This window comes from Pseudoruegeria sp. HB172150 (genome assembly GCF_013184805.1).
Classification (GTDB): domain Bacteria; phylum Pseudomonadota; class Alphaproteobacteria; order Rhodobacterales; family Rhodobacteraceae; genus Psychromarinibacter.
Genome location: NZ_JAATNG010000001.1, coordinates 1,208,326 through 1,228,510, shown reverse-complemented (window position 1 = coordinate 1,228,510; position 20,185 = coordinate 1,208,326). Strand labels below are relative to the sequence as shown.

General features: G+C 63.0%; 21 protein-coding genes. 14 read left to right on the top strand and 7 right to left on the bottom strand.

Annotated features, from left to right (window positions below; genetic code table 11):
- Positions 1-118: 118 nt before the first annotated feature.
- Positions 119-1,762, top strand: coding sequence for a CTP synthase (locus HCO70_RS05955; protein ID WP_172294002.1), 1,644 nt, complete (start codon positions 119-121; stop codon positions 1,760-1,762).
- 6 nt (positions 1,763-1,768) lie between these two features.
- On the opposite strand, the gene HCO70_RS05950 is transcribed toward HCO70_RS05955, so the two are convergent.
- From HCO70_RS05950 to HCO70_RS05930, 5 genes are all read right to left on the bottom strand, one after another.
- Positions 1,769-2,551 (bottom strand): hypothetical protein, encoded by a 783-nt coding sequence (locus HCO70_RS05950; RefSeq protein WP_172294001.1) that lies wholly within the window; start codon positions 2,549-2,551, stop codon positions 1,769-1,771.
- Between the two features lie 195 nt (positions 2,552-2,746).
- Positions 2,747-3,037: a DNA-binding transcriptional regulator gene (locus tag HCO70_RS05945; protein ID WP_172294000.1), complete on the bottom strand. Its 291-nt coding sequence runs from the start codon at positions 3,035-3,037 to the stop codon at positions 2,747-2,749.
- Positions 3,034-3,372, bottom strand: coding sequence for a type II toxin-antitoxin system RelE/ParE family toxin (locus HCO70_RS05940; RefSeq protein ID WP_216665279.1), 339 nt, complete (start codon positions 3,370-3,372; stop codon positions 3,034-3,036). Before HCO70_RS05940 ends, HCO70_RS05945 begins: the two co-directional genes overlap by 4 nt.
- A 285-nt stretch (positions 3,373-3,657) precedes the next feature.
- Positions 3,658-4,269: an acyl-homoserine-lactone synthase gene (locus HCO70_RS05935; protein WP_172293999.1), complete on the bottom strand. Its 612-nt coding sequence runs from the start codon at positions 4,267-4,269 to the stop codon at positions 3,658-3,660.
- A gap of 111 nt (positions 4,270-4,380) precedes the next feature.
- Complete coding sequence (locus HCO70_RS05930; protein WP_371742164.1) at positions 4,381-5,001, bottom strand: autoinducer binding domain-containing protein; 621 nt, start codon at positions 4,999-5,001, stop codon at positions 4,381-4,383.
- Between the two features lie 119 nt (positions 5,002-5,120).
- On the opposite strand from HCO70_RS05930, the gene HCO70_RS05925 reads away from it, so the two are divergent.
- The 12 genes from HCO70_RS05925 to HCO70_RS05870 all read left to right on the top strand — a co-directional run bounded on the left by HCO70_RS05925 (position 5,121) and on the right by HCO70_RS05870 (position 15,310).
- Complete coding sequence (locus tag HCO70_RS05925) at positions 5,121-5,606, top strand: autoinducer binding domain-containing protein (RefSeq protein ID WP_172293998.1); 486 nt, start codon at positions 5,121-5,123, stop codon at positions 5,604-5,606.
- A 170-nt stretch (positions 5,607-5,776) separates the two neighbouring features.
- Complete coding sequence (locus tag HCO70_RS05920) at positions 5,777-6,220, top strand: TerB family tellurite resistance protein (RefSeq protein ID WP_172293997.1); 444 nt, start codon at positions 5,777-5,779, stop codon at positions 6,218-6,220.
- Entirely contained in the window at positions 6,217-6,987 is a 771-nt protein-coding gene (locus HCO70_RS05915; RefSeq protein ID WP_172293996.1) for a phosphate/phosphite/phosphonate ABC transporter substrate-binding protein, read from the top strand. The genes HCO70_RS05920 and HCO70_RS05915 overlap by 4 nt, the downstream gene beginning before the upstream one ends.
- Before the next feature lie 93 nt (positions 6,988-7,080).
- Positions 7,081-7,857 (top strand): ATP-binding cassette domain-containing protein, encoded by a 777-nt coding sequence (locus HCO70_RS05910; RefSeq protein WP_172293995.1) that lies wholly within the window; start codon positions 7,081-7,083, stop codon positions 7,855-7,857.
- Between the two features lie 27 nt (positions 7,858-7,884).
- Positions 7,885-8,601: a transporter substrate-binding domain-containing protein gene (locus HCO70_RS05905; RefSeq protein WP_172293994.1), complete on the top strand. Its 717-nt coding sequence runs from the start codon at positions 7,885-7,887 to the stop codon at positions 8,599-8,601.
- A gap of 39 nt (positions 8,602-8,640) precedes the next feature.
- Entirely contained in the window at positions 8,641-9,450 is an 810-nt protein-coding gene (locus tag HCO70_RS05900; RefSeq protein ID WP_172293992.1) for an alpha/beta fold hydrolase, read from the top strand.
- 9 nt (positions 9,451-9,459) lie between these two features.
- Positions 9,460-10,341: an ABC transporter permease gene (locus HCO70_RS05895; protein ID WP_172293990.1), complete on the top strand. Its 882-nt coding sequence runs from the start codon at positions 9,460-9,462 to the stop codon at positions 10,339-10,341.
- Positions 10,338-11,147 carry an ABC transporter permease gene (locus HCO70_RS05890; protein WP_172293988.1) on the top strand — a complete coding sequence of 270 codons (810 nt, stop codon included), beginning with the start codon at positions 10,338-10,340 and terminating at the stop codon, positions 11,145-11,147. The genes HCO70_RS05895 and HCO70_RS05890 overlap by 4 nt, the downstream gene beginning before the upstream one ends.
- Before the next feature lie 64 nt (positions 11,148-11,211).
- On the top strand, positions 11,212-11,898 hold the full coding sequence (locus HCO70_RS05885) for a type 1 glutamine amidotransferase (protein ID WP_172293986.1): 687 nt from the start codon (positions 11,212-11,214) through the stop codon (positions 11,896-11,898).
- Complete coding sequence (locus HCO70_RS05880; protein ID WP_172293984.1) at positions 11,891-13,243, top strand: glutamine synthetase family protein; 1,353 nt, start codon at positions 11,891-11,893, stop codon at positions 13,241-13,243. The genes HCO70_RS05885 and HCO70_RS05880 overlap by 8 nt, the downstream gene beginning before the upstream one ends.
- A gap of 89 nt (positions 13,244-13,332) precedes the next feature.
- Complete coding sequence (locus HCO70_RS05875) at positions 13,333-14,634, top strand: FAD-binding oxidoreductase (protein ID WP_172293982.1); 1,302 nt, start codon at positions 13,333-13,335, stop codon at positions 14,632-14,634.
- Between the two features lie 133 nt (positions 14,635-14,767).
- A complete protein-coding gene (locus tag HCO70_RS05870) occupies positions 14,768-15,310 on the top strand; it encodes a hypothetical protein (RefSeq protein WP_172293980.1) in 543 nt (180 codons plus the stop codon).
- A gap of 321 nt (positions 15,311-15,631) precedes the next feature.
- Here the strand turns inward: HCO70_RS05870 and HCO70_RS05865 are convergent, their stop codons facing one another.
- Positions 15,632-18,148: a penicillin-binding protein 1A gene (locus HCO70_RS05865; RefSeq protein ID WP_172293978.1), complete on the bottom strand. Its 2,517-nt coding sequence runs from the start codon at positions 18,146-18,148 to the stop codon at positions 15,632-15,634.
- Positions 18,149-18,293: 145 nt separating this feature from the next.
- Here HCO70_RS05865 and HCO70_RS05860 point away from each other — a divergent pair, with 145 nt between their 5' ends.
- Complete coding sequence (locus HCO70_RS05860; protein ID WP_172293976.1) at positions 18,294-18,896, top strand: trans-aconitate 2-methyltransferase; 603 nt, start codon at positions 18,294-18,296, stop codon at positions 18,894-18,896.
- Here HCO70_RS05860 and HCO70_RS05855 read toward each other — a convergent pair.
- Entirely contained in the window at positions 18,886-20,097 is a 1,212-nt protein-coding gene (locus HCO70_RS05855; RefSeq protein ID WP_172293952.1) for an N-acetylmuramoyl-L-alanine amidase, read from the bottom strand. The genes HCO70_RS05860 and HCO70_RS05855 overlap by 11 nt on opposite strands.
- Positions 20,098-20,185: the final 88 nt, after the last annotated feature.

Genomic DNA, 20,185 nt, shown 5'->3' with positions numbered 1-20,185 from the left:
TTGCGGTCGTATTGCGCGCCCCGCGGGAATCGGTTATTATCTAAGTCCCGTGGGTAAGCGTTTCTGAATGCGCCGCGCCTGCATGATTCTAGGCGACTTCACGGGAGTTCCACAGACAATGGCGCGCTTTGTTTTCATCACCGGCGGCGTGGTTTCCTCGCTTGGCAAGGGCCTGACCTCCGCCGCGCTCGGCGCACTGCTGCAGGCCCGGGGATTCACCGTTCGCCTGCGCAAGCTGGACCCCTATCTGAACGTCGACCCGGGCACCATGTCGCCCTTCGAACATGGCGAGGTTTTCGTGACCGATGACGGCGCCGAAACCGACCTCGACCTCGGCCATTACGAACGTTTCACAGGCGTCGCGGCGCGCTCGACCGATTCCGTATCTTCCGGCCGGATCTATTCCAACGTGCTCGAGAAGGAACGCCGCGGCGACTACCTCGGCAAGACCATTCAGGTAATTCCCCACGTCACCAACGAGATCAAGGACTGGATCGCCATTGGCGAGGACGAGGTCGATTTCATGCTCTGCGAGATCGGCGGCACCGTCGGCGATATCGAGGGGCTCCCGTTCTTCGAAGCCATCCGCCAGTTCAGCCAGGAACGACCCCGCGGCGAATGCATCCTGATGCACCTGACGCTCCTGCCCTATCTCGCCGCCTCCGGCGAGCTGAAGACCAAGCCCACCCAGCACTCGGTCAAGGAACTCCGCTCCATCGGCCTGCAGCCCGACATCCTGGTCTGCCGCTCCGAACACGAGATCCCGGAAAAAGAACGCCAGAAGATCGCGCTCTTCTGCAACGTCCGCCCCGACAGCGTCATTCCCGCCTATGATCTGAAATCCATCTACGAAGCGCCGATGGCCTACCACAAGGTCGGCCTCGACCAGGCCGTGCTCGATGCGTTCGACATCTCTCCCGCACCGAAACCGAACCTCAACCGCTGGATCGACGTCGAGGACCGCCTCCACCACGCCGAGGGCGAGGTCCGCGTCGCCATCGTCGGCAAGTACACCCAGCTCGAGGACGCGTACAAATCCATCGCCGAGGCGCTGACCCATGGCGGTATGGCGAACCGGGTGAAGGTCAAATCCGAATGGATCGACGCCGAGATCTTCGAACGCGAGGATCCGGCCCCCTACCTCGAAGGCTACCAGGCCATTCTCGTGCCCGGCGGCTTCGGTGAACGCGGCACAGAGGGCAAGATCCGCGCGGCCCAGTTCGCGCGCGAACACAAGGTCCCCTATCTCGGCATCTGCCTCGGCATGCAGATGGCGGTGATCGAAGCGGCCCGCAACCTCGCCGGCGTAAAGCGCGCCGGATCAGAGGAATTCGACCACGAGGCCGGCGAAAAACGCTTCGAACCGGTGGTCTATCACCTCAAGGAGTGGGTTCAGGGCAACCAGAAGGTCCAGCGCAAGGTATCCGACGACAAGGGCGGCACCATGCGGCTCGGTGCCTACGACGCGTCGCTCAAGGCAGGCTCGAAAGTCGCCGAGATCTACGGCAACCTCGCCATCGACGAACGCCACCGCCACCGCTACGAAGTCGACATCAAGTACCGCGAGGCGCTGGAGAAGCAGGGCATGTGCTTTTCCGGCATGTCCCCCGACGGCCGCCTGCCCGAAATCGTCGAATGGCAGGACCACCCGTGGTTCATCGGCGTCCAGTTCCACCCCGAGCTGAAATCCAAACCCTTCTCTCCCCATCCGCTGTTCGCGGATTTCGTCCGGGCGGCGAAGGAGATGTCGCGGCTGGTGTAATCCTGTCTACTCCTTGATTTCTTTTCTGGCGACTATGGGTACGTAAGTCGACGAGATCGCGGCAACATGGCTTTGAGGCAGCCAGTACATCTTTTTCTGGGCTTTCTTATCTGGGAATTTTTTCAAGATTAGCTCTGTTAAAACATTGCCATGAAAATCTCTAACCGCTCGGGTCGCTTCAAGATTCCATTCCATCCACTCACTGCTGATATTCAATCTCTCTTCGACGGTAGCCCTGTTCGATGTATGTCTGTTGAGTCGCCCTGAGAACATGACTTCTTCCCCGAGGGGATACCAACAATTTCCATCCATTGTATGTAAATGGAACGCTATTTCCGCGCCATCTGCGACGTGTTTCATGTTCTTCATGGCCGCGTCATAACTGTAGTGATTTGTGACTTCATGCCGTATCAGGCGCACTACGGAATATTTATCTTGGCTCCTAATTCGCGAGAATTCTTCCTGAGCGCTGGAGATTAGCTCCCGAAACTCTGCGCCCCAATCCGACTTAGGCACAATTTTCTCTATGAAACTGAAAAATTCGAAAATCTTGGCGGACCATGTTCGTAGTACAATGAATCTCTGAATGAAGTTTAACCTATCTATGACCTCCGCGCCGATTTCCGGAGGCGAGGCAAAAATGTAGACTCTTGAAAAGACATTAATCTCCGTTATTGCGAAGCAAGACATTGCGACCAGAACTTTTTCATGATCCTTCAACTGGTCGAATTGTGACTTAGATATCCTATACTCGTAGAGAAATTCGATCTGGGTCTCGTCTTCGTCCATGCAGCATTCTCACAGGGATTTCTACTCGAAACAACCTTTAGCTTGATAAGATTGTGTACTCTGATCAACTCCTTCCATTAAGCAAAGGCCCAGCGTACGATTACCTGTACCGCTTCAATCACGCCAGAAGACACAGTCATGGTCATTGAGCGGGACGGATGCTCCCACCTATCGCCTCGTCCCATCGGCTAGCACTCACCCCGCCAGCACCCGCTGCACGATCCCCGGCTCTTTCTCGATCATTGCCAGCAGTACCCGCGCGGGCCCCTCCGGCCGCCGCCGCCCGTGCTCCCAGTTCAGTAAGGTCGCCTTCTTCACCCCGATGCTGCGCGCGAACTGGGCCTGGCTCAGGCCCGTCAGCGTCCGGATCGCCTTGACGTCCGGTTCGCCCACCTCGATCTCGTGCAGCACACCCGGCCCCTCACCGCGGGCAATGGCCATCGCTTCCGTCAGCCCGGCTTCGATGCTCTTGAACGCTTCGCTCATTCTCGTCTCCCATAGCTCGCCGCCAGTGCGGCCCCCAAGCGTCGAACGGCCTCCGTCTCCGATGGGGTCAGGTTCGCCTTTTCGTTTTTGGCGAAGACCGTCAGCAGAAACACCGGCATGTCATCGCCACCGAAGAAATGGATCACCCGATAGCCGCCGCTCTTGCCGCCGCCCTGCCGGGCGAACCGAAATTTTCGGACGCCTCCGCCGATAGACACACCGGCCTCGGGGTCCTGCGCGACGAAATCGATCAGCGCGTGCCGTTCCTCATCACCCATCAACACACGAGCGCGCCGCTGGAATTCCGGCGTCTCTACCACTGTTACTAGTACCATGATTTTAAATAGGCGCCATTGGCGTATACGTCAATGACGCTCAGGCCCGTCAGTTCGGGTCCAACACGCCTCTAAAACCAGACGCTGGCGCTGCAACGCGCGAAAACAGGGACATACCCCCGTCCCTCACGGGGACGCTTCCCACGGCCTTCGAAATTGCTCCTGAAATGAGCGAGTGTAACCACCTCTGCCCGCGAGCCTTAACAGCCCGCGACACCCAACACTTTCACACTCGCCTACGCGGCAAAGCGTCGATACCCATGCATTCGACTGCCGCGTAGGGTCTTATTCCGCTGCCAGCAGCTGCTGCCCGGGCACCAGCACCGGCATCCGCATCACGGTATAGTTCCGCTTGTCCGCCGGGTCGTGATAGGGCTCGCCCATACGCTCCAAAGGAAAGCCCAGCTGCCGCAGCACCCGGATCAGGCCCACGGCGGAGATACCCATATACTCTGAAACGCCCTGCGCCTCGGCGATCTGGTACAGCCCGTCACCGATCACCTGCAGGCATTGCGCGCGGTCTTCCTGGGTCCTCAGATCCGGCGAGATGACAAGCCGGGTCATTTCCCAGACGGTCGGAGACACCACATCGGATCGCATGGCCGAAGGAGGAATCGAATCCAGCACGCCTTTCTGTGCATCGCGCAGCATGTAGGAATGCTTGCCCCAGCGCGACGTCGTCGGCATCACCCGCGTGCCCCCGATCACCTCACCGTCGCGAAGGCAAAGCGAGTACCAGGCAGTCGGGTTGTCGTACTGATCCATCTCGTACTCGTCGTTGTGCGGGATGTCCCAGTGAAGCACATCAACGAAGAATCGCTTCCGGAGTCGGAGATAGTCGAAGTAGGCCGAGCCGTGCTGATGGAGGCTCGACAAGTCGAAAGAGATGTTTTGCATGGGTCACTCTCCTATATGGAGAGCGATTTAACCCGTTTAATGAACAGTTGTTAATGACCATTCACCAAAAAACGCAATGGCCTGCGGATATTAGCGGAACGGGAAACCCGGTCAGATCAAACCATAACTTGTGGCCATCGTGGCGGCATGGGTACTAGTTTTAGCGTTAAGCTTCGATTTGGCGTTCTTGAGGCGCTGTTTGACGGCTCCCTCGCTTACGCCAAGTAAATCTGCGATTTCCTTCATCAAAAGGCCGTTCTTGACCATCCCAAGGGCCTCCAGCTCGGCTCTGGTGAGGTTCGTGGGGGGCACCAGCGAATCATGCATCGCCTTCAGATTGAACTCCAAAGTCTCAATCTCGTGACTGGTGAATTCGCGGTCTGACCGCGCGAAGGACCCGAATGAACGCTGCCCGTGCGGCCCGGCATCGGCGCAGCAAACGGCCACCCCGAAAGCGAGGCCGAATTCCGCAGCCTGATCCATCACTCCGCGTGGATCGTCGATGTCCATCGCGCTCCACCGGGTGGCCCCGGTATTGGAATAGAGCCAGTGCATCACCGGGTCGGCCAAAACGAGGCCGAGGCCCGAGTAGCGTTCGATCCATCGCGCCGGCAAGGAGTTCTGCTCAAAGATGGGAAAGGCAAACCCGATCCGCAGTGCCAGGAAGTGACCCGCAGGCGACAAGGCCGCGAAGCAGTCGGTGTCTAGGTCTAGCCCTTTGTTCATGCCCATATGCCACGCCTTTTTTAATCATCCGGTTTTTGTGCTAACAGACGGTTGGAATCGCCTTGCGGGACCTTAAAACGAACAAGGTAGACCGCGCAACTTTATAGAGAGTTCTCCGAAAAACCGTGGACAAAAGAGCGAGCATCGCCGGCCTGTTGTCTGAAATTGACGATATGTGCCCCCTCGGCTTCGCCATCGCGTTGCACATCAAGTACAACGCGCCGACGTTTCTGTTTCAGACGTTCCCTGAAAACTGGATGGAGAACTACTCCCGCAACGGCCTTGTGATCAGGGATCCCGCAGTGCGCTGGTCCTTTGAAAACACAGGGTTTATTCGCTGGCGCGACCTCGCGCTGGACGACCCGAGCGGGGTGATGGAACAGTCCCGCCTGTTCGGTCTGACCTACGGTTTCACCTACTCCATCCACAACGACACATCGCGTACTTTGGCCGGTTTTGCCCGCGCCGACCGGGACTACCTTGACGTCGAGATTCAGGACATTGCGGCCAAATTGCACGAACTCGATGTCGTAACTGCCGGAATTCAGGCGCTTTCTAGGACGGATACGGACGCTCTCCAAGAAATGTCCATACGGATGACACATAGGTAAGCGGACAATCCGTCGATTTCGCACGGATTATTTTCGCGTCGGAAACGGGCGGCCCTGCCAAATGCTTGGGCAACAACAAAACTTCCGCGACTTCCCAGCGAATCGCTCGCCCTTGGGTTGGGTCGATCTAGTCTTTCCGTCGTCTGCCACACGGCCTATATCTCACAGCCATGTTCGGAGATCTTCTCAAACGGCTGACACAGCCAGAGCCGCAGCAGCTGCCTGACACCGATGCCCGCCTTGCCCTGGCGGCGCTCCTCGTCCGCGTGGCGAAGTCGGACGACAGCTACGACGAAGCAGAGGCAGAGCGCATAGATCGCATCCTCGCGGCACGGTATGACCTGACGCCCTTCGAAGCACCGAAGCTCCGGGCAGAAGCGGAAGCACTGGAAGCAGAGGCGCCCGATACCGTCCGTTTCACCCGCGCCATCAAGGATGCCGTCGCCTACGAGGACCGCGAAGCGGTGATCGAGGCGCTGTGGTCGGTGGTTCTGGCCGACGGGGTGCGCGACCATGAGGAAGACGCGCTGTTGCGCCTCGTCGCGAATCTTCTGGGTATCAACGACCGCGACAGCGCACTCGCGCGGCAGCGGGTGGAGGCAAGGCAGGCATGATCGCCGCCCTGCCGATGTATGACTGGACCGAGGAAGAGCCTGCCATTGACGCTCTGTGGCAGCTGATCCGAAACGCACTCGACAACGTCGGGCTGGCCTCGCCGGAACGCCTCGCACGCGGTCAGTCGCTCTGGGACATCTGGGAAGCACCGGACCTGATCCTCGGCCAGACCTGCGGCCTTCCCTACCGGTCGCGCCTGCACGGCAACGCCCGGCTTGTCGGCACGTTCGATTATGGCCTGCCCGGCGCGCCGCCGGGACACTATTACAGCCATATCGTCGCCCGCGCCGACGACCCGCGACGCAGCATCGCGGATTTCGACGGCGTGATCCTCGCGCTGAACGGCTTCGACAGCCAGTCAGGCTGGGTAGCCGCCGCCGATGTCGCCGACATTGCTGGCCTGCATTTCCGCGATTTCCACCACACCGGCGCACATCGCGACAGCGCGCTGGCGGTTGCGGACGGCCGCGCCGGACTTGCCGCCATTGATGCAGTCACGTGGCGGCTCGTCGAACGGCACATGCCCGGGACGTCGGCGGACCTGCGAATCGTCACCTCCTCCACCCCAACTCCGGCGCCGCCTCTGATCTGCGGCGCGGATCTGCCTGTCGAATTGATCGCCGAGGCTGTGGCGACGGCAACCGCACAACTCCCGGAGTCACTGGCCGCCCGCCTTGGCATTACGGGATTCGTCAGGATCCCCGCAGAAGACTACCTGGCTGTGCACACGCCTTCAGCACCAACCCAGACAGAGCCCGTTCTTTAGGCATTTACCCCCGGGAACCCCCGGATTCGGCGTTGCATTCGCCCGCTTTTTCCGCACTACTTTCAGCCTGCGTAATTGGGAAAAGTCTGCCGAGTGACAGAAACACCGCCCGTCATCGAGATCACCGAGCTGCACAAGAGTTTCGGGTCGCTGGAGGTTCTCCGCGGCGTGAGCATGTCGGCTCCTCGCGGTCACGTGATTTCGCTGATCGGTTCCTCCGGCTCCGGGAAATCCACCCTGCTCCGCTGCGCCAACCTTCTGGAAGACAGCCAGCAGGGCGAGATCCGGTTCGAGGGAGAGCCGATCCGCTGGAAAGGCACCGGCGCCTCCCGGCACCCCGCCGACCGCGCCCAGGTCCTGCGCATACGCACCAACCTGTCCATGGTGTTCCAGCAGTTCAATCTCTGGTCCCACATGACCATCCTGCAGAACGTGATGGAAGCGCCGGTCACGGTGATGGGCCGCGACAAGGCCGAGGTAGAGGCGAAGGCCCGCGAATATCTCGACAAGGTCGGCATCGGCGACAAGTGCGATGCCTGGCCCGCCCAGCTATCCGGCGGCCAGCAGCAGCGCGCCGCCATCGCCCGCGCACTCTGCATGGAACCACGCGCGCTGCTCTTCGACGAGCCGACCAGCGCGCTCGACCCCGAACTCGAGCAGGAAGTCGTCAAGGTCATCAAGGCGCTGGCCGAGGAAGGCCGCACCATGCTGCTCGTAACCCACGACATGCGGCTGGCCAGCGATGTCAGCGACCATGTCCTGTTCCTGCACCAGGGCAGGATCGAAGAGGAGGGTCGGCCTTCCCAGGTCTTCGGCAACCCGCAGACCGCGCGCCTGCAACAGTTCCTGTCGGCCACCAGGGCCGCTTGATACCCATACCAAACAGGGAGAAACCCAATGAAAAAGCTACTCATCACCACAGCCGCCCTGGCTGTCTCGGCTTCGGCCGCGATGGCGCAGGACGTGATCCGCATGGGCACCGAGGGCGCCTACCCTCCGTGGAACTTCATCAACGACTCGGGCGAAATCGACGGCTTCGAGCGCGAGCTTGGCGATGAACTCTGCGCCCGCGCCGAACTGACCTGCGAATGGGTCAGCAACGACTGGGATTCGATCATTCCGAACCTGGTTTCCGGCAACTACGACACCATCATCGCCGGCATGTCGATCACCGACGAACGCGACGAGGTGATCGACTTCACCCAGGCCTATACCCCGCCCGATCCCTCCGCCTATCTGGCCACCAGCGAGGATGTCGATATCGAAGGCGGCGTGATCGCGGCGCAGACCAACACCATCCAAGCGGCCTTCATCGCCGAACAGGGCTGGTCGCTGCTCGAATTCGCCACGCCCGAGGAAACCATCGCCGCCGTCCGCGACGGCGAAGCCGACGCTGTGCTGGCGGACATGTCCTTCCTCGCCGCAGCCGCGGCCGAGGATGCCGATCTGATGCTCCTCGAGCGCACCGAGATGATCGGCGGCGGCGTGGGCATGGGCCTGCGTGAATCCGATGCCGAGCTACGCGAAAAGTTCGACGCCGCCATCCAGTCGATGAAGGACGACGGCACGCTGAACGAGATGATCACCAAGTGGGAAGTTTCCACCACCTGGTAAGCGTTTGCGGGCGGGCCGCACAGGCCCGCCCCAACTCGCATGTGGTCGCTGGACACGACATATGACACCTCGGCCGGGCAGGTTCGCGCGGGCAGCGCGGGCGACGGCCCGCCGCTGGTACTGGCCCATGGCTGGCCTTGGTCCTCCTATACCTGGCACAGGGTGATACCCGCGCTGGCGGGCGAATTCCGCCTCTATTACTACGACATGCCCGGTTTCGGCCGCTCGCAGATGGACACCGCCCGCCCCGCCTCGCTCGACACGCAGGGTGAGGTTATGGCCGAAATGCTGGAACACTGGGGCCTTACCGCTCCGCGCCTTGTCGCGCACGATTTCGGCGGCGCCGTCAGCCTCCGCGCGCATTTGCTGCACGGCCAGGAATACGACCGGCTGATCCTGATGAACGTCGTCGCGATGCGCCCGTGGGGATCCGAGTTCTTCGCCCATGTCGGCCGCCATATCGACGCCTTCACCGGCCTCCCGCCTCATATCCACGCCGCAGTCGTCGACGCCTATATCCGCAGCGCGCTCGCTTCACCCCTGCCCGACGAGGATATCGTCGCGCTGAAAGCTCCCTGGCTCGACGAGAGGGGCCAGCGTGCCTTCTACGCGCAGTTTGCCCTTGCCGACGAGCGTTTCACTGCCGAGGTCGAACCGCAGTTCGGCGCCCTGCGCTGCCCCACCGCCGTGCTCTGGGGCACCGAAGATCCCTGGATCCCGCTCGCCCGCGGCGAGGCACTCGCCGACCGCATCGGCGCGCCCCTGAAGCCGCTCCCGAGCCTCGGCCACCTGCCCCAGCTGGAAGCGCCCGAACAGGTCGCCGACCGGCTCCTGGCAGAGCTTCGGTAGGGCCCGCATATGTTCACCTATTGCACAGACCCCGACACGCTCGAAGGCCTCGCCTGGCTTGCCTGCTATCTCACCACGGGCAAGCACATGCTGTTCTACGTCTCATTCGGGACGGTCCTCGTGCTGCTTGCGATTACGGCGCCGGTCGCGCTGGCTTTCGGATTTTTAGGCGCGATCGCCGCGCGGTCCCGCTTCGCGCCACTCAGCGTGCTCGGCCGGATCTACATCGCCATGGTTCGCGGCGTGCCGGATATCGTCTACTTCATGTTCTTCGTGATCGCGCTGGATCAGGGGCTGGAATGGATCCGCCACAAGGTCAAATGCCCCGACTGGGATCAGCCGATCCGGCAGGGCAATGATTTCATCGTCTGCTCCGCCGCCAAGCTGCCGCTGTCCTCATCCGCGCAGTTCTGGCACGAGCTTTACAATTTCTCGCTCGCCGTCTTCACCTTCGGCATCGTCTTCGGCGCTTTCGCCGGCAACGTGCTTCAGGGAGCCATGCGGGCCGTGCCCCGGGCCCAGCTCGAAACGGCCGAAGCCTACGGCATGACGCCCCGCCAGTCCTTCTGGCGCATCCTCGTGCCGCAGATGTGGACCTACGCCCTGCCAGGCCTGTCGAACCTGTGGATGATCCTGATCAAGGCGACGCCGCTGCTGTTCCTGCTGGGGGTGGAGGATATCGTCTACTGGGCCCGCGAACTCGGCGGCACGGCCAACCCGCGCTTCACCGCCTATCCGCACGGCGACTGGCGCATGTGGTATTTCCTCGCGCTGCTCGTCTTCTATCTCGCCTTCACCAAGGTGTCCGAGGTCGTTCTGGCCCGGATCACCAAGCGGCTGTCCCATGGCCAGGCGACGCTCGGCGGCGTGAAACAGGCGAGGGCCGCATGAACAGCTGCTGGGACACCATCCAGGCCTATGCCTTCCGTTCGCTGGGCTACGGGGAACGCCTTCTTCCCCGCGACGGCTACACGCTCTGCGAACATTTCACCCTGATCGGCTCCGGGCTGATCTGGAACATCTACTACGGCACGCTGGCACTGCTCTTCGGCTTCTGCCTCGCGATCTCGCTGGCGATGGCCAAGGACGCCCACTCACCGTGGGTCCGCAAGCCCGCCGAATGGTTCATCTTCGTCTTCCGCGGCTCGCCGCTCTTCATCCAGTTCTTCCTCGCCTACTTCTTCTTCCTGTCCCTGAAGCAGTGGCAACCGTTCTTCAGCCCGCTGACCAGCGCCGCCCTCGGCGCGCTGATCGTGCTGTTCCTGAACACCGCCGCCTATGCCGGAGAGATCTTCTACGGCGCCCTGCGCTCGGTCCCCAGGGGCGACATCGAGGCCGCCGACGCCTACGGGATGACCGGATTCACCCGGTTCCGGCGGGTGCTGTTCCCGACCATGCTGCGTCTCGGCTGGCCCGCCTACACGAACGAGGCGATCTTCCTGTTCCAGGCCACGACGCTGGTCTTCTTCTCCGGCTTCCCGGCGCGGCAGCAGATGGGCGACGCGCTCTACTACGCGAATTACTTCGCCGACAAGACGTTCAACCCCTTCATCCCCTACCCCATCGTCGGGCTGTATTTCATCCTGCTGACCCTGACGCTCATCGGGATCTTCGGCCTGATCAACGCGCGCCTGAACCGCCACCTGCCGCAGGCCTACCGCAGCCGCGTCCGCTACAGGCCCGCGATCATCCGCTAGCGCCTCCCCTTGCCGCCGCTCCCGGCGGGCTCTAATCTCGCGCAAACCGACTTACAGGGGTTTCATGCACATCGGTATCCTGCAGACCGGGCACGCGCCGGAGGCACTGGTTGACCAGTTCGGCGAGTATCCGGCCATGTTCGAACAGCTTCTCTCCGGCAACGATTTCACCTTCGACACCTACCCGGTGGAAGATATGGTCCTGCCCGGCTCGATCCACGCCGCCGACGGCTGGCTGATCACCGGATCGAAGCACGGCGCGTACGAGGATCACCCCTGGATCCCGCCGCTCGAACAGTTCATCCGCAACTGCTACGGCGCCGAGGTTCCACTGGTCGGCATCTGCTTCGGCCACCAGATCATCGCCCAGGCGCTCGGCGGCCATGTCGAGAAGTTCAAGGGCGGCTGGTCCGTCGGCCGCAAGCTCTACGACTTCGACGGCATCGGCGACCTCGCCGTGCACGCCTGGCATCAGGACCAGGTCACTGCCCTGCCCTCGGACGCGAAAGTCGTCGCCTCGAACGACTTCTGCGCCAACGCCGCCCTTGTCTACGACAACCGCGCCTTCACCGTGCAGCCGCACCCCGAATACGGGGCAGGCTTCATCGAGGGCCTGATCACCCACCGCGGTCCCGGCGTCGTCCCCGACGCCCAGCTCGCCGCGGCCCGCGAAAGCCTCGCCGCCCCCGTCGACCAACCGAAACTCGCCGACATGATCGCCCGGTTCTTCAAGGAACGCCGCTATGCTTGACTGGACCACCGCCATTCCCGAAGCCGCGCAGGCTTATCTCGAAGGCCGCCGGCTCGACGAGGTCGAATGCCTCGTCGCCGACTTCGCCGGGGTCGCCCGCGGCAAGGCCATGCCGGCCAACAAGTTCGCCAAGCAGCCGCATTTCTACCTGCCGAACTCGATCTTCCTGCAGACCATCACCGGCGACTGGGTCGATGACGGCTCGGACTTCACCGAGCCCGACATGATCCTGAAACCGGACTTCACCACCGCCACCGCCGCGCCGTGGACCGCCGACTGGACCATGCAGGTGATCCACGACATCGAGGACCGCGAGGGCAACCCGGTCCCCATCGCGCCGCGCAACGTGCTGAAACGGGTCGTGGACCTCTACAACGCCAAGGGCTGGGAGCCCATCGTCGCGCCAGAGATGGAATTCTACCTCGTCGCCCGCAACGTCGACCCGAACCAGCCGGTCGAACCGCCGATGGGCCGCTCCGGCCGCCGCGCCGCCGCGCGGCAGGCCTATTCCATGTCCGCCGTCGACGAATACGGCACCGTCATCGACGACATCTACGATTTCGCCGAAGCGCAGGGGTTCGAGATCGACGGCATCCTGCAGGAAGGCGGCGCCGGCCAGATCGAGATGAACCTGCGCCACGGCGACCCGGTGAAACTGGCCGACGAAATCTTCTATTTCAAACGCCTGATCCGCGAGGCGGCGCTGCGCCACGACTGCTTTGCCACCTTCATGGCCAAGCCGATCCAGGACGAACCGGGCTCCGCGATGCATGTCCACCACTCGGTGGTGAACCGCAAGACCGGGCGGAACATCTTCTCCAACCCCGACGGGTCGGAAACCCCGTCCTTCGGCCATTTCATCGGCGGCATGCAAAAGCATCTGCCCTCGGTCATCGCGGTGCTGGCGCCATACGTGAACAGCTACCGCCGCTACGTCCGCGACCACGCCGCGCCGATCAACCTCGAATGGGGCACCGACAACCGCACCACCGGCATCCGCGTGCCGGTCTCGGACCCCGAGGCGCGGCGGGTCGAAAACCGCCTCGCCGGCATGGACTGCAACCCCTATCTCGGCATCGCCGCATCACTGGCCTGCGGCTATCTCGGCCTGATCGAACAGGAAGACCCGCGCCCCGCCTTCACCGGCAACGCCTACGACCTCGACCCGGCCCTGCCGCAGGTTCTGGGCGACGCGCTGGATCAGTTCGCCATAGCCGACAAGGTCCGGGACGTGCTTCACCCCGAATTCTGCCGCGTCTACGAAGCGGTGAAACAGGTGGAGTATCAGGAGTTCATGCAGGTCATCAGCCCGTGGGAGCGGGAACACCTGCTGCTGAACGTATGAGGCTGAAGGCACCCTGACACCGCTCGACCCGACGGAGGCTTCGACAACCGGCCTTCCATGAATTCCAGCACCTCCTGGCGAAGCATCGCATGAACCTCCTCCACTCCAACGACCGCCCGGGCCAGTACCCCGACAGCTGGTACGCCGCCAGCGCGACGCCGCTGCCGCCCTTCCCGCCGCTTCAGGGCGAAACCCGCGCCGACATCGCCATCGTGGGCGCCGGCTTCACCGGCCTTTCCACGGCACTCCACGCTGCGCAGAAGGGCTACGATGTTGTCCTGATCGATGCCCACCGGATCGGATTCGGCGCGTCGGGCCGCAACGGCGGGCAGGTCGCGGCGGGACAGCGGCAGGATCAGGACTATCTCGAACACGCCTTCGGCAAGGACGATGCCCGCAAGCTCTGGGACGTCTCGGTGGACTCCGTCGAACTGGTGAAATCCCTGATCGCCGCGCACGGCATCGACGCCGAATGGCGCGACGGGGTGGCCCATGCCGACTGGACCGAACCCGCCGCGACAGCCGCACGGGAATACTCCGAGCGCATCGCCCGCGACTATGATTACGACAAGCTGGAAGTGCTGGACCGCGACGGCATCCGCGCGCTGATCGGATCCGAGGCGTTCCATGGCGGCGCCGTCGACTGGGGTTCCGGCCACATGCACCCGCTGCGCTTCGCCATCGGCCTTGCCCGCGCGGCGCAGGCAGCGGGCGTGCGGATCCACGAGATGACAGAGGCGACAAGCGTCGAACAGGGCCTCGTCCGCACCGCCAACGGCACGATCCGGGCGGACCAGGTCGTTCTCGCCTGCAACGGCTATCTCGGCACGCTGAACCGCCCGACCGCGCGGCGCTTCATGGCGATCAACAACTTCATCGTCGCGACGGAACCGCTGGGCGACCGGGCGGCGCAAGTGCTGGCAAAGGACATCGCCGTCGCCGACAGCCGCTTCGTCGTCAACTACTGGCGCCTGTCCCACGACAAACGCCTGCTGTTCGGCGGTGGAGAGAATTACGGCTACCGCTTCCCGAAGGACATCGCCGGCCTCGTCCGCAAGCCGATGCTGGAGATCTATCCGCACCTTTCCCACGTGAAGATCGACTATGCGTGGGGCGGCACCCTCGCGATCACGCAGACCCGGATGCCCGATTTCTCCCGCCCCGCGCCGGGCCTCTGGTCCGCCTCCGGCTATTCCGGCCACGGCGTCGCGCTGGCGACGCTTGCTGGCAAGATCGTGGCCGAGGCGATCCACGGCGACCTCACGCAGTTCGACACGATGGCCCGCGCGCGGCCGCCGGCCATCCCGATGCCGCTGGCGCCGGGTCTGCGCATGGCCTCCGTCGCGGTGGTGATGTCGTGGTTCGCCCTGCGGGACCGGTTGGGGATCTGACTGGTAGCGCCGGCAGGCTGCATCGGGTGACACCCAGTAAACTCCCGGTTTTCTCCACATGATCTCCAAGCAGTCGGTCACGGAAACGCCCATTGTTCCCGCCGACTCGATTGACCTTATGCGGATGGAATAAATGACCCCGAAAACGAGCATCTTCGGCCTGATAGCCGCGGCATTGACCTTAGCGGCAGCGTTTCCCGACGCCGCGCGGGCACATCAGTGTACTTCTAGTGTCGGCGGGAAGTTCAAAGGTGACATCACCTACGAAGAGAGATCACTCTCGGATGACTTCGACGAGAAAAAAGGCAGCGAGATAGTAGGTGCCTACACAACTCCCGAATGGTTCTGGGTTCGCAACACCTCGAACTATGAAATGGATGACGTAAAAGTCTTTCTATACTGCGGGGATTCCGAAGATTCCAACTCCGAAGAGTACATAGGTGATGTAAAACGCGGAAAAAACGTGAAAAAGAATCACTTCGCCAAATTTCTGGTCCCCTGGACCAAAAACTGCAAATTCAAAGTCGAATGGAGGTGGTACGGAGGTTCCAGGAGCTACCAGAATAGATGGATCTCAATCGACACGACATCTTATACCAATCTTGGAGTGAACAACGGCCTTATTATCCGCCGGCATGGTAGCGACAAAACGGATAAGCTCTACAGCTGTGGGTAAATCGAACAGAGAGCGCTGCTTTCGCGTGACGCTCTCTGCTGGCGGACCGGCAATGCGGAATTGCCGGTCCGACGCACACGTTGCCGGAACCTTTTGACAGGCCATCGAAAATCGTTTGCCAAGTCCCGGCCGCGGGACTTTTCGTCATTCGTTTGAACGAGATGTTTTTTGGATCGACGAAAGACGATACCTGGCGACGGAACCGGCAACCGGCAGCAACCGCTGGACTCTGCCATCGGTAACCATCCCGAGGATCGCAAACGATACGCCGTGCGCCTTTCTCGGTGGACCTTTAACAGACCCTGATTACGTAAAAACGGCTCAGTACAGGCCGCCGGAAGACAGCGTACCGAAATCCGCCTTGTCGGGGATCACGGTCACCTGCCCGTCCGAGGTCTTCACCGTCACGCCTTCCTCGATGATTGTCGTGTCCTCTCCCGGCGCGAACAGCGGCAGGTTCGACCCCATCGCCCAGCCGCCATCGAACATCACGCCGAACAGCGGCTCCTCGCCGTCACGGAAGTATTCCGCAACCACGTTCTCGCCACTGGCTTCGTCCGGCAGGCGTTCGCCGGTATATCGGTCGATCTTGATGAAATGCCCGCCCGGCGGCACATCGAACGGCCCGCCGCCGTATTTTTCGACGGCATGCTTGATGAACTGGTTGAAGACCGGCGCGCACATGCCACCGCCCGAGGCGCCCGGCATCCGTTTCGGACGGTCGTATCCGATGTAGCACCCCGCGACGATGTCCGAGGTGAAACCGATGAACCATACGTCCTTCGCATCGTTCGTGGTCCCCGTCTTGCCGGCGACCGGCACACCGACGTTGACACGCCCCGCCGCCGTTCCGCGCTGCACCACGCCCTGCATCATCGAGGTCAGCTGATACGCCGTAATCGCGTTCATCACCCGTTCGCGGTTCGACGTGATCATCGGCGCGAAGCCAGCATCCAGCGACGCGATCTGACAATCCTCGCAGCTCCGGTCGTCATGCCGATACACGGTCTCGCCCCAGCGGTTCTGCACCCGGTCGACCAGCGTCGGCTCCACCCGTTCGCCGCCATTGGCGAACATCGCGTAGGCCGCGACCATCTTGAACAGCGTCGTCTCCTGCGATCCCAGCGCGTTCGCCAGGAACGGCTCCAGCCGGTCATAGACGCCGAACCGCTCGGCATATCCGGCAACCACGTCCATTCCGATTTCCTGCGCCAGCCGCACCGTCATCAGGTTCCGCGACCGTTCGATTCCCGTGCGCAGCGGCGTCGGCCCGTAGAACTGGTGGCTCGCGTTGGTTGGCCGCCAGATGCCGTCGCCGGTATCCACCTGGATCGGCGCGTCGATGATGATCGTGGCCGGCGTGAACCCGGAATCCAGCGCCGAAGCATAAACGAACGGCTTGAACGACGACCCCGGCTGCCGCGCCGCCTGCGTCGCCCGGTTGAACACCGAATCCTGGTACGAAAACCCGCCCTGCATCGCCAGCACCCGGCCGGTATGCACGTCCATCGCCATGAACCCGCCCTGCACCGTGGGCACCTGCCGCAGCGTCCACCGGATAAAGCTGCCATCGGCATCCTTGGTCATCCGCCGCACGAAGACGACGTCGCCGACCTCGAAATTGTCGTGGAAGCTGCCCTTGATCCACGAGATATCCTCCCGCGGCACGTAGAACGGCTCGGCATCGGTCTCTTCCACGCCCTCGATGCCGATCCGCATCCGCTGGTCGCCGATCTCCAGCACCACCGCCGGGAACCAGCCTTCGATATCGCGCGGCACGTCTGCCGAGGACAACGCCGCGCGCCATTCTTCTTCGGAACCAAGCTGATCCGGCTCGATGGACGCCTGCTTGCCATGCCAGATGCCCAGGCCCCGGTCATAGCTCTCAAGCCCCGCCTGCAAAGCCTTCGCCGCTTCGTCCTGCAGTTCCGGGTCCACCGTCGCGCGGATCGTCAGGCCGCCGCCGAAAAATTCGTCCTGCCCGAAGTCGCGGGAAAGCTGCCGCCGAATTTCATCGGTAAAGTAATCCCGTGGCGGAAGCTGCGCCCCGAACGGTTCGAAGTCGCCGTTCTGCACGGTCAGCAGCGGGTCGGCCGTCGCCACCTCATAGGATGCCTCGTCGATGAATCCGTTCTCCCGCATCTCGCGCAGAACGTAATCACGGCGCGAGATGGCGAAGTCCCGGTCGCGCACCGGATGGGTTTGCGCCGGCCGCTGCGGCAGCGCCCCGAGATAGGCGGCTTCCGCGACCGTCAGCTCCTCCAGCGTCTTGTTGAAGTAAACCTGCGCCGCGGCGGTCACGCCATAGGAGTTCTGCCCGAGGTAGATTTCATTCAGGTAGAGTTCTAGGATCTCCTCTTTCGACAGCGTGTTCTCCAGCCGCACGGACAGGATCAGTTCCTTGATCTTGCGCTCGGCCGACCGGTCCGAGGACAGAAGAAAGTTCTTCACCACCTGCTGCGGGATCGTCGACGCACCCCGCAGCCGCCCGCCGCGCGCCGCGTCAAGCGCCGCCGCCGCCATACCGCGCGCGTCATAGCCCTTGTGGTGATAGAAGTTCTTGTCCTCGGCGCTGATGAAGGCTTCCTTCACGATGTCCGGGATATCCTCGATCGGCGTGAACAGTCGCCGCTCCTTGGCGAATTCGTCGATCAGCCGGCCCTCGCCGTTATAGATCCGGGAAATCGTCGGCGGCGCGTAAAGGGCCAGCTGCTCATGGTTCGGCAGGTCCCGGCCATACATGTAGAACACCGCCCCGATCAGCAGGGCCGCCATGAACAAGCCATTGGTAATAAAACTGAAAATGGCGCCCAGGAAGGACGCGAAGAAAAGCAGCATGACTGCCCCCGGGCCAAGGTTGCGGTCGCCAATATATCCCCAACCCCGAAAGGTCAAAACCCCTATCGGCGGCATCGCGCGCATGTGATCCCGCCCGCGCCGAACCCCGCTTGCGCCGCCCCCGGCCGGGCCCTAACCGTCCCTCATGGGCCCGGAAGACATCCTGCACACCTATGAACGAGTCGCGCGCGGTTACGCCGCCTCGCGCAGCCGTTCCCTGTTCGAGCGGCGCTGGCTCGACCGCATGCTGAACCATGCCCCCGGCCGCCGGGTGCTCGACCTCGGCTGCGGCCCCGGCAAACCCATCGCCGAATATCTCTCCGACCGCCGCTGCGCCGTCACCGGCGTCGACGGCGCCCCCGCGATGGTGGCGCTGTTCCGGCAGAACCTGCCGCAGGCCCGGGCCGTCCATGCCGACATGCGCCATCTCGATCTGGGTGAGGAATTCGACGCCATCCTCGCCTGGGACAGCTTCTTTCACCTGTCGCCCGACGATCAGCGTGCCATGTTCCCGGTCTTCGCCGCGCATGCCGCGCCGCGCGCGGTCCTGATGTTCACCTCTGGCCCCGCCGCCGGCGAACCCATCGGCAAGGTAGAGGGAGAGCCGGTCTACCACGCATCGCTGAACCCCGACGACTACCGCGCCCTGCTCGCCGCAAGCGGGTTCGAGGTGATCGCCTTCCAGCCCCGCGATCCGGACTGCGCCGGCCACACCATCTGGCTGGCACGCCGCGCCTCTACTGCCTGAGCAGTTCCGCCTCTTCCGCATCCGCCCGCGACCAGGCGATCAGCGCGTCGCGGATACCCTCCGCCGCTCTCCCACGCCAGTCCTCCGACAGCAGCTTTTCGCGGTCCCGGTCCGATGACAGGAACCCCAGTTCCACAAGGACAGACGGGATGTCCGCCGCCTTCAGAACCGAGAAGGAGGCTTCCATCCTCGGCCGCTTGTGCAGGGTGCCGATGCTCTGCGTCAGCGCCGCGACCAGTTCATCCGCCAGCCGGTCGGCCCGCGGCGCGGTCTCGGTCCGCGCCATGTCCATCAGCACATGCGCCACGCGGTCGTCCTGCTCGGTCAGGTCCACCCCCGCCAGCAGATCGCCGCGGTCATGCCGCTCCGCCAGTTTCTCCGAGGCGACGTCGGTCGCCTCCTCGGCCAGCGTATAGATCGTGGCGCCCTGCGCGCGCCCCTCGGCCAGCGCGTCGGCATGGACCGAGATGAAGACGTCTGCGCCGGCCATCCGCGCCAGCGAGACACGCATCTCCAGCGGAACGAAGATGTCGTCGTCCCGGGTCATGAAAACCTCGAAACCGCCCGCCCGCTGCAGAACCTCGCGCAGTTCGCGGGCGAAGGTCAGCATCAGGTCGGCTTCGCGGTACCCGTCGCGCTCGGCCCCCGGATCGATGCCGCCATGGCCGGGATCCAGCACCACGACGACCGGGCGCGAACCGTCCTGCCGGCGATGCGGCGCTTCCATGTCCTTCGCCGGTTCCGGCAGCGAAAACAGCGCACTGGCGGGCGCTCCTGCCGCAAGTGCGAAATCCTCCGCGCTGGCAGGCTGCAGCCGCACGGTGACGGTGACATCCTCACCCGTTTCCATCCCGGCCTCGGCCACGATCAGCGGCGCATCCAGTTCCAGAACCATCCGCGACCAGCCCGGCCGGAACGCGCCCATGGTGACGCCGGCCACGGCCTCAGAGCCATCGAAGGCCTCCGCATCCAGTCCCGTCCAGTCCACGGTCGAGAAATCCAGCACCAGTCGCCGCGGCGCGTCGAGGGTGAAGACGCGATAGGGCACCGGCTGCGACAGGCCCAGCACCAGCTCCACGCCGCCGCCGGCATCGCGCAGCGAAGACGCCCCGGCGTCCACCCGCGCCAGTCCGGTCAGCACCTGCGCCGCCGCCGTTCCGCCCCAGATCAGGGCGATGAAAACCGCCAGTATCCTGCTCATACCGCCTCTTGTCATTTTTCCCGGACCTTACCCAATCCGTTTCCCCCGGAAAAGCATTGCTTCGGGGCCACCCTCGCCTGAGACGGGC

Coding starts and splice junctions, on each gene's coding strand:
- HCO70_RS05945 (WP_172294000.1), bottom strand. CDS start 3,037: ATGAGCGAAGCGTTCAAGAGCATCGAAGCCGGGCTGACGGAAGCGATG.
- HCO70_RS05915 (WP_172293996.1), top strand. CDS start 6,217: ATGATCGCCGCCCTGCCGATGTATGACTGGACCGAGGAAGAGCCTGCC.
- HCO70_RS05880 (WP_172293984.1), top strand. CDS start 11,891: ATGCTTGACTGGACCACCGCCATTCCCGAAGCCGCGCAGGCTTATCTC.
- HCO70_RS05930 (WP_371742164.1), bottom strand. CDS start 5,001: ATGGGCATGAACAAAGGGCTAGACCTAGACACCGACTGCTTCGCGGCC.
- HCO70_RS05950 (WP_172294001.1), bottom strand. CDS start 2,551: ATGGACGAAGACGAGACCCAGATCGAATTTCTCTACGAGTATAGGATA.
- HCO70_RS05895 (WP_172293990.1), top strand. CDS start 9,460: ATGTTCACCTATTGCACAGACCCCGACACGCTCGAAGGCCTCGCCTGG.
- HCO70_RS05860 (WP_172293976.1), top strand. CDS start 18,294: ATGGGCCCGGAAGACATCCTGCACACCTATGAACGAGTCGCGCGCGGT.
- HCO70_RS05905 (WP_172293994.1), top strand. CDS start 7,885: ATGAAAAAGCTACTCATCACCACAGCCGCCCTGGCTGTCTCGGCTTCG.
- HCO70_RS05870 (WP_172293980.1), top strand. CDS start 14,768: ATGACCCCGAAAACGAGCATCTTCGGCCTGATAGCCGCGGCATTGACC.
- HCO70_RS05875 (WP_172293982.1), top strand. CDS start 13,333: ATGAACCTCCTCCACTCCAACGACCGCCCGGGCCAGTACCCCGACAGC.
- HCO70_RS05935 (WP_172293999.1), bottom strand. CDS start 4,269: ATGCAAAACATCTCTTTCGACTTGTCGAGCCTCCATCAGCACGGCTCG.
- HCO70_RS05885 (WP_172293986.1), top strand. CDS start 11,212: ATGCACATCGGTATCCTGCAGACCGGGCACGCGCCGGAGGCACTGGTT.
- HCO70_RS05955 (WP_172294002.1), top strand. CDS start 119: ATGGCGCGCTTTGTTTTCATCACCGGCGGCGTGGTTTCCTCGCTTGGC.
- HCO70_RS05865 (WP_172293978.1), bottom strand. CDS start 18,148: ATGCTGCTTTTCTTCGCGTCCTTCCTGGGCGCCATTTTCAGTTTTATT.
- HCO70_RS05920 (WP_172293997.1), top strand. CDS start 5,777: ATGTTCGGAGATCTTCTCAAACGGCTGACACAGCCAGAGCCGCAGCAG.
- HCO70_RS05855 (WP_172293952.1), bottom strand. CDS start 20,097: ATGAGCAGGATACTGGCGGTTTTCATCGCCCTGATCTGGGGCGGAACG.
- HCO70_RS05890 (WP_172293988.1), top strand. CDS start 10,338: ATGAACAGCTGCTGGGACACCATCCAGGCCTATGCCTTCCGTTCGCTG.
- HCO70_RS05940 (WP_216665279.1), bottom strand. CDS start 3,372: ATGGTACTAGTAACAGTGGTAGAGACGCCGGAATTCCAGCGGCGCGCT.
- HCO70_RS05900 (WP_172293992.1), top strand. CDS start 8,641: ATGTGGTCGCTGGACACGACATATGACACCTCGGCCGGGCAGGTTCGC.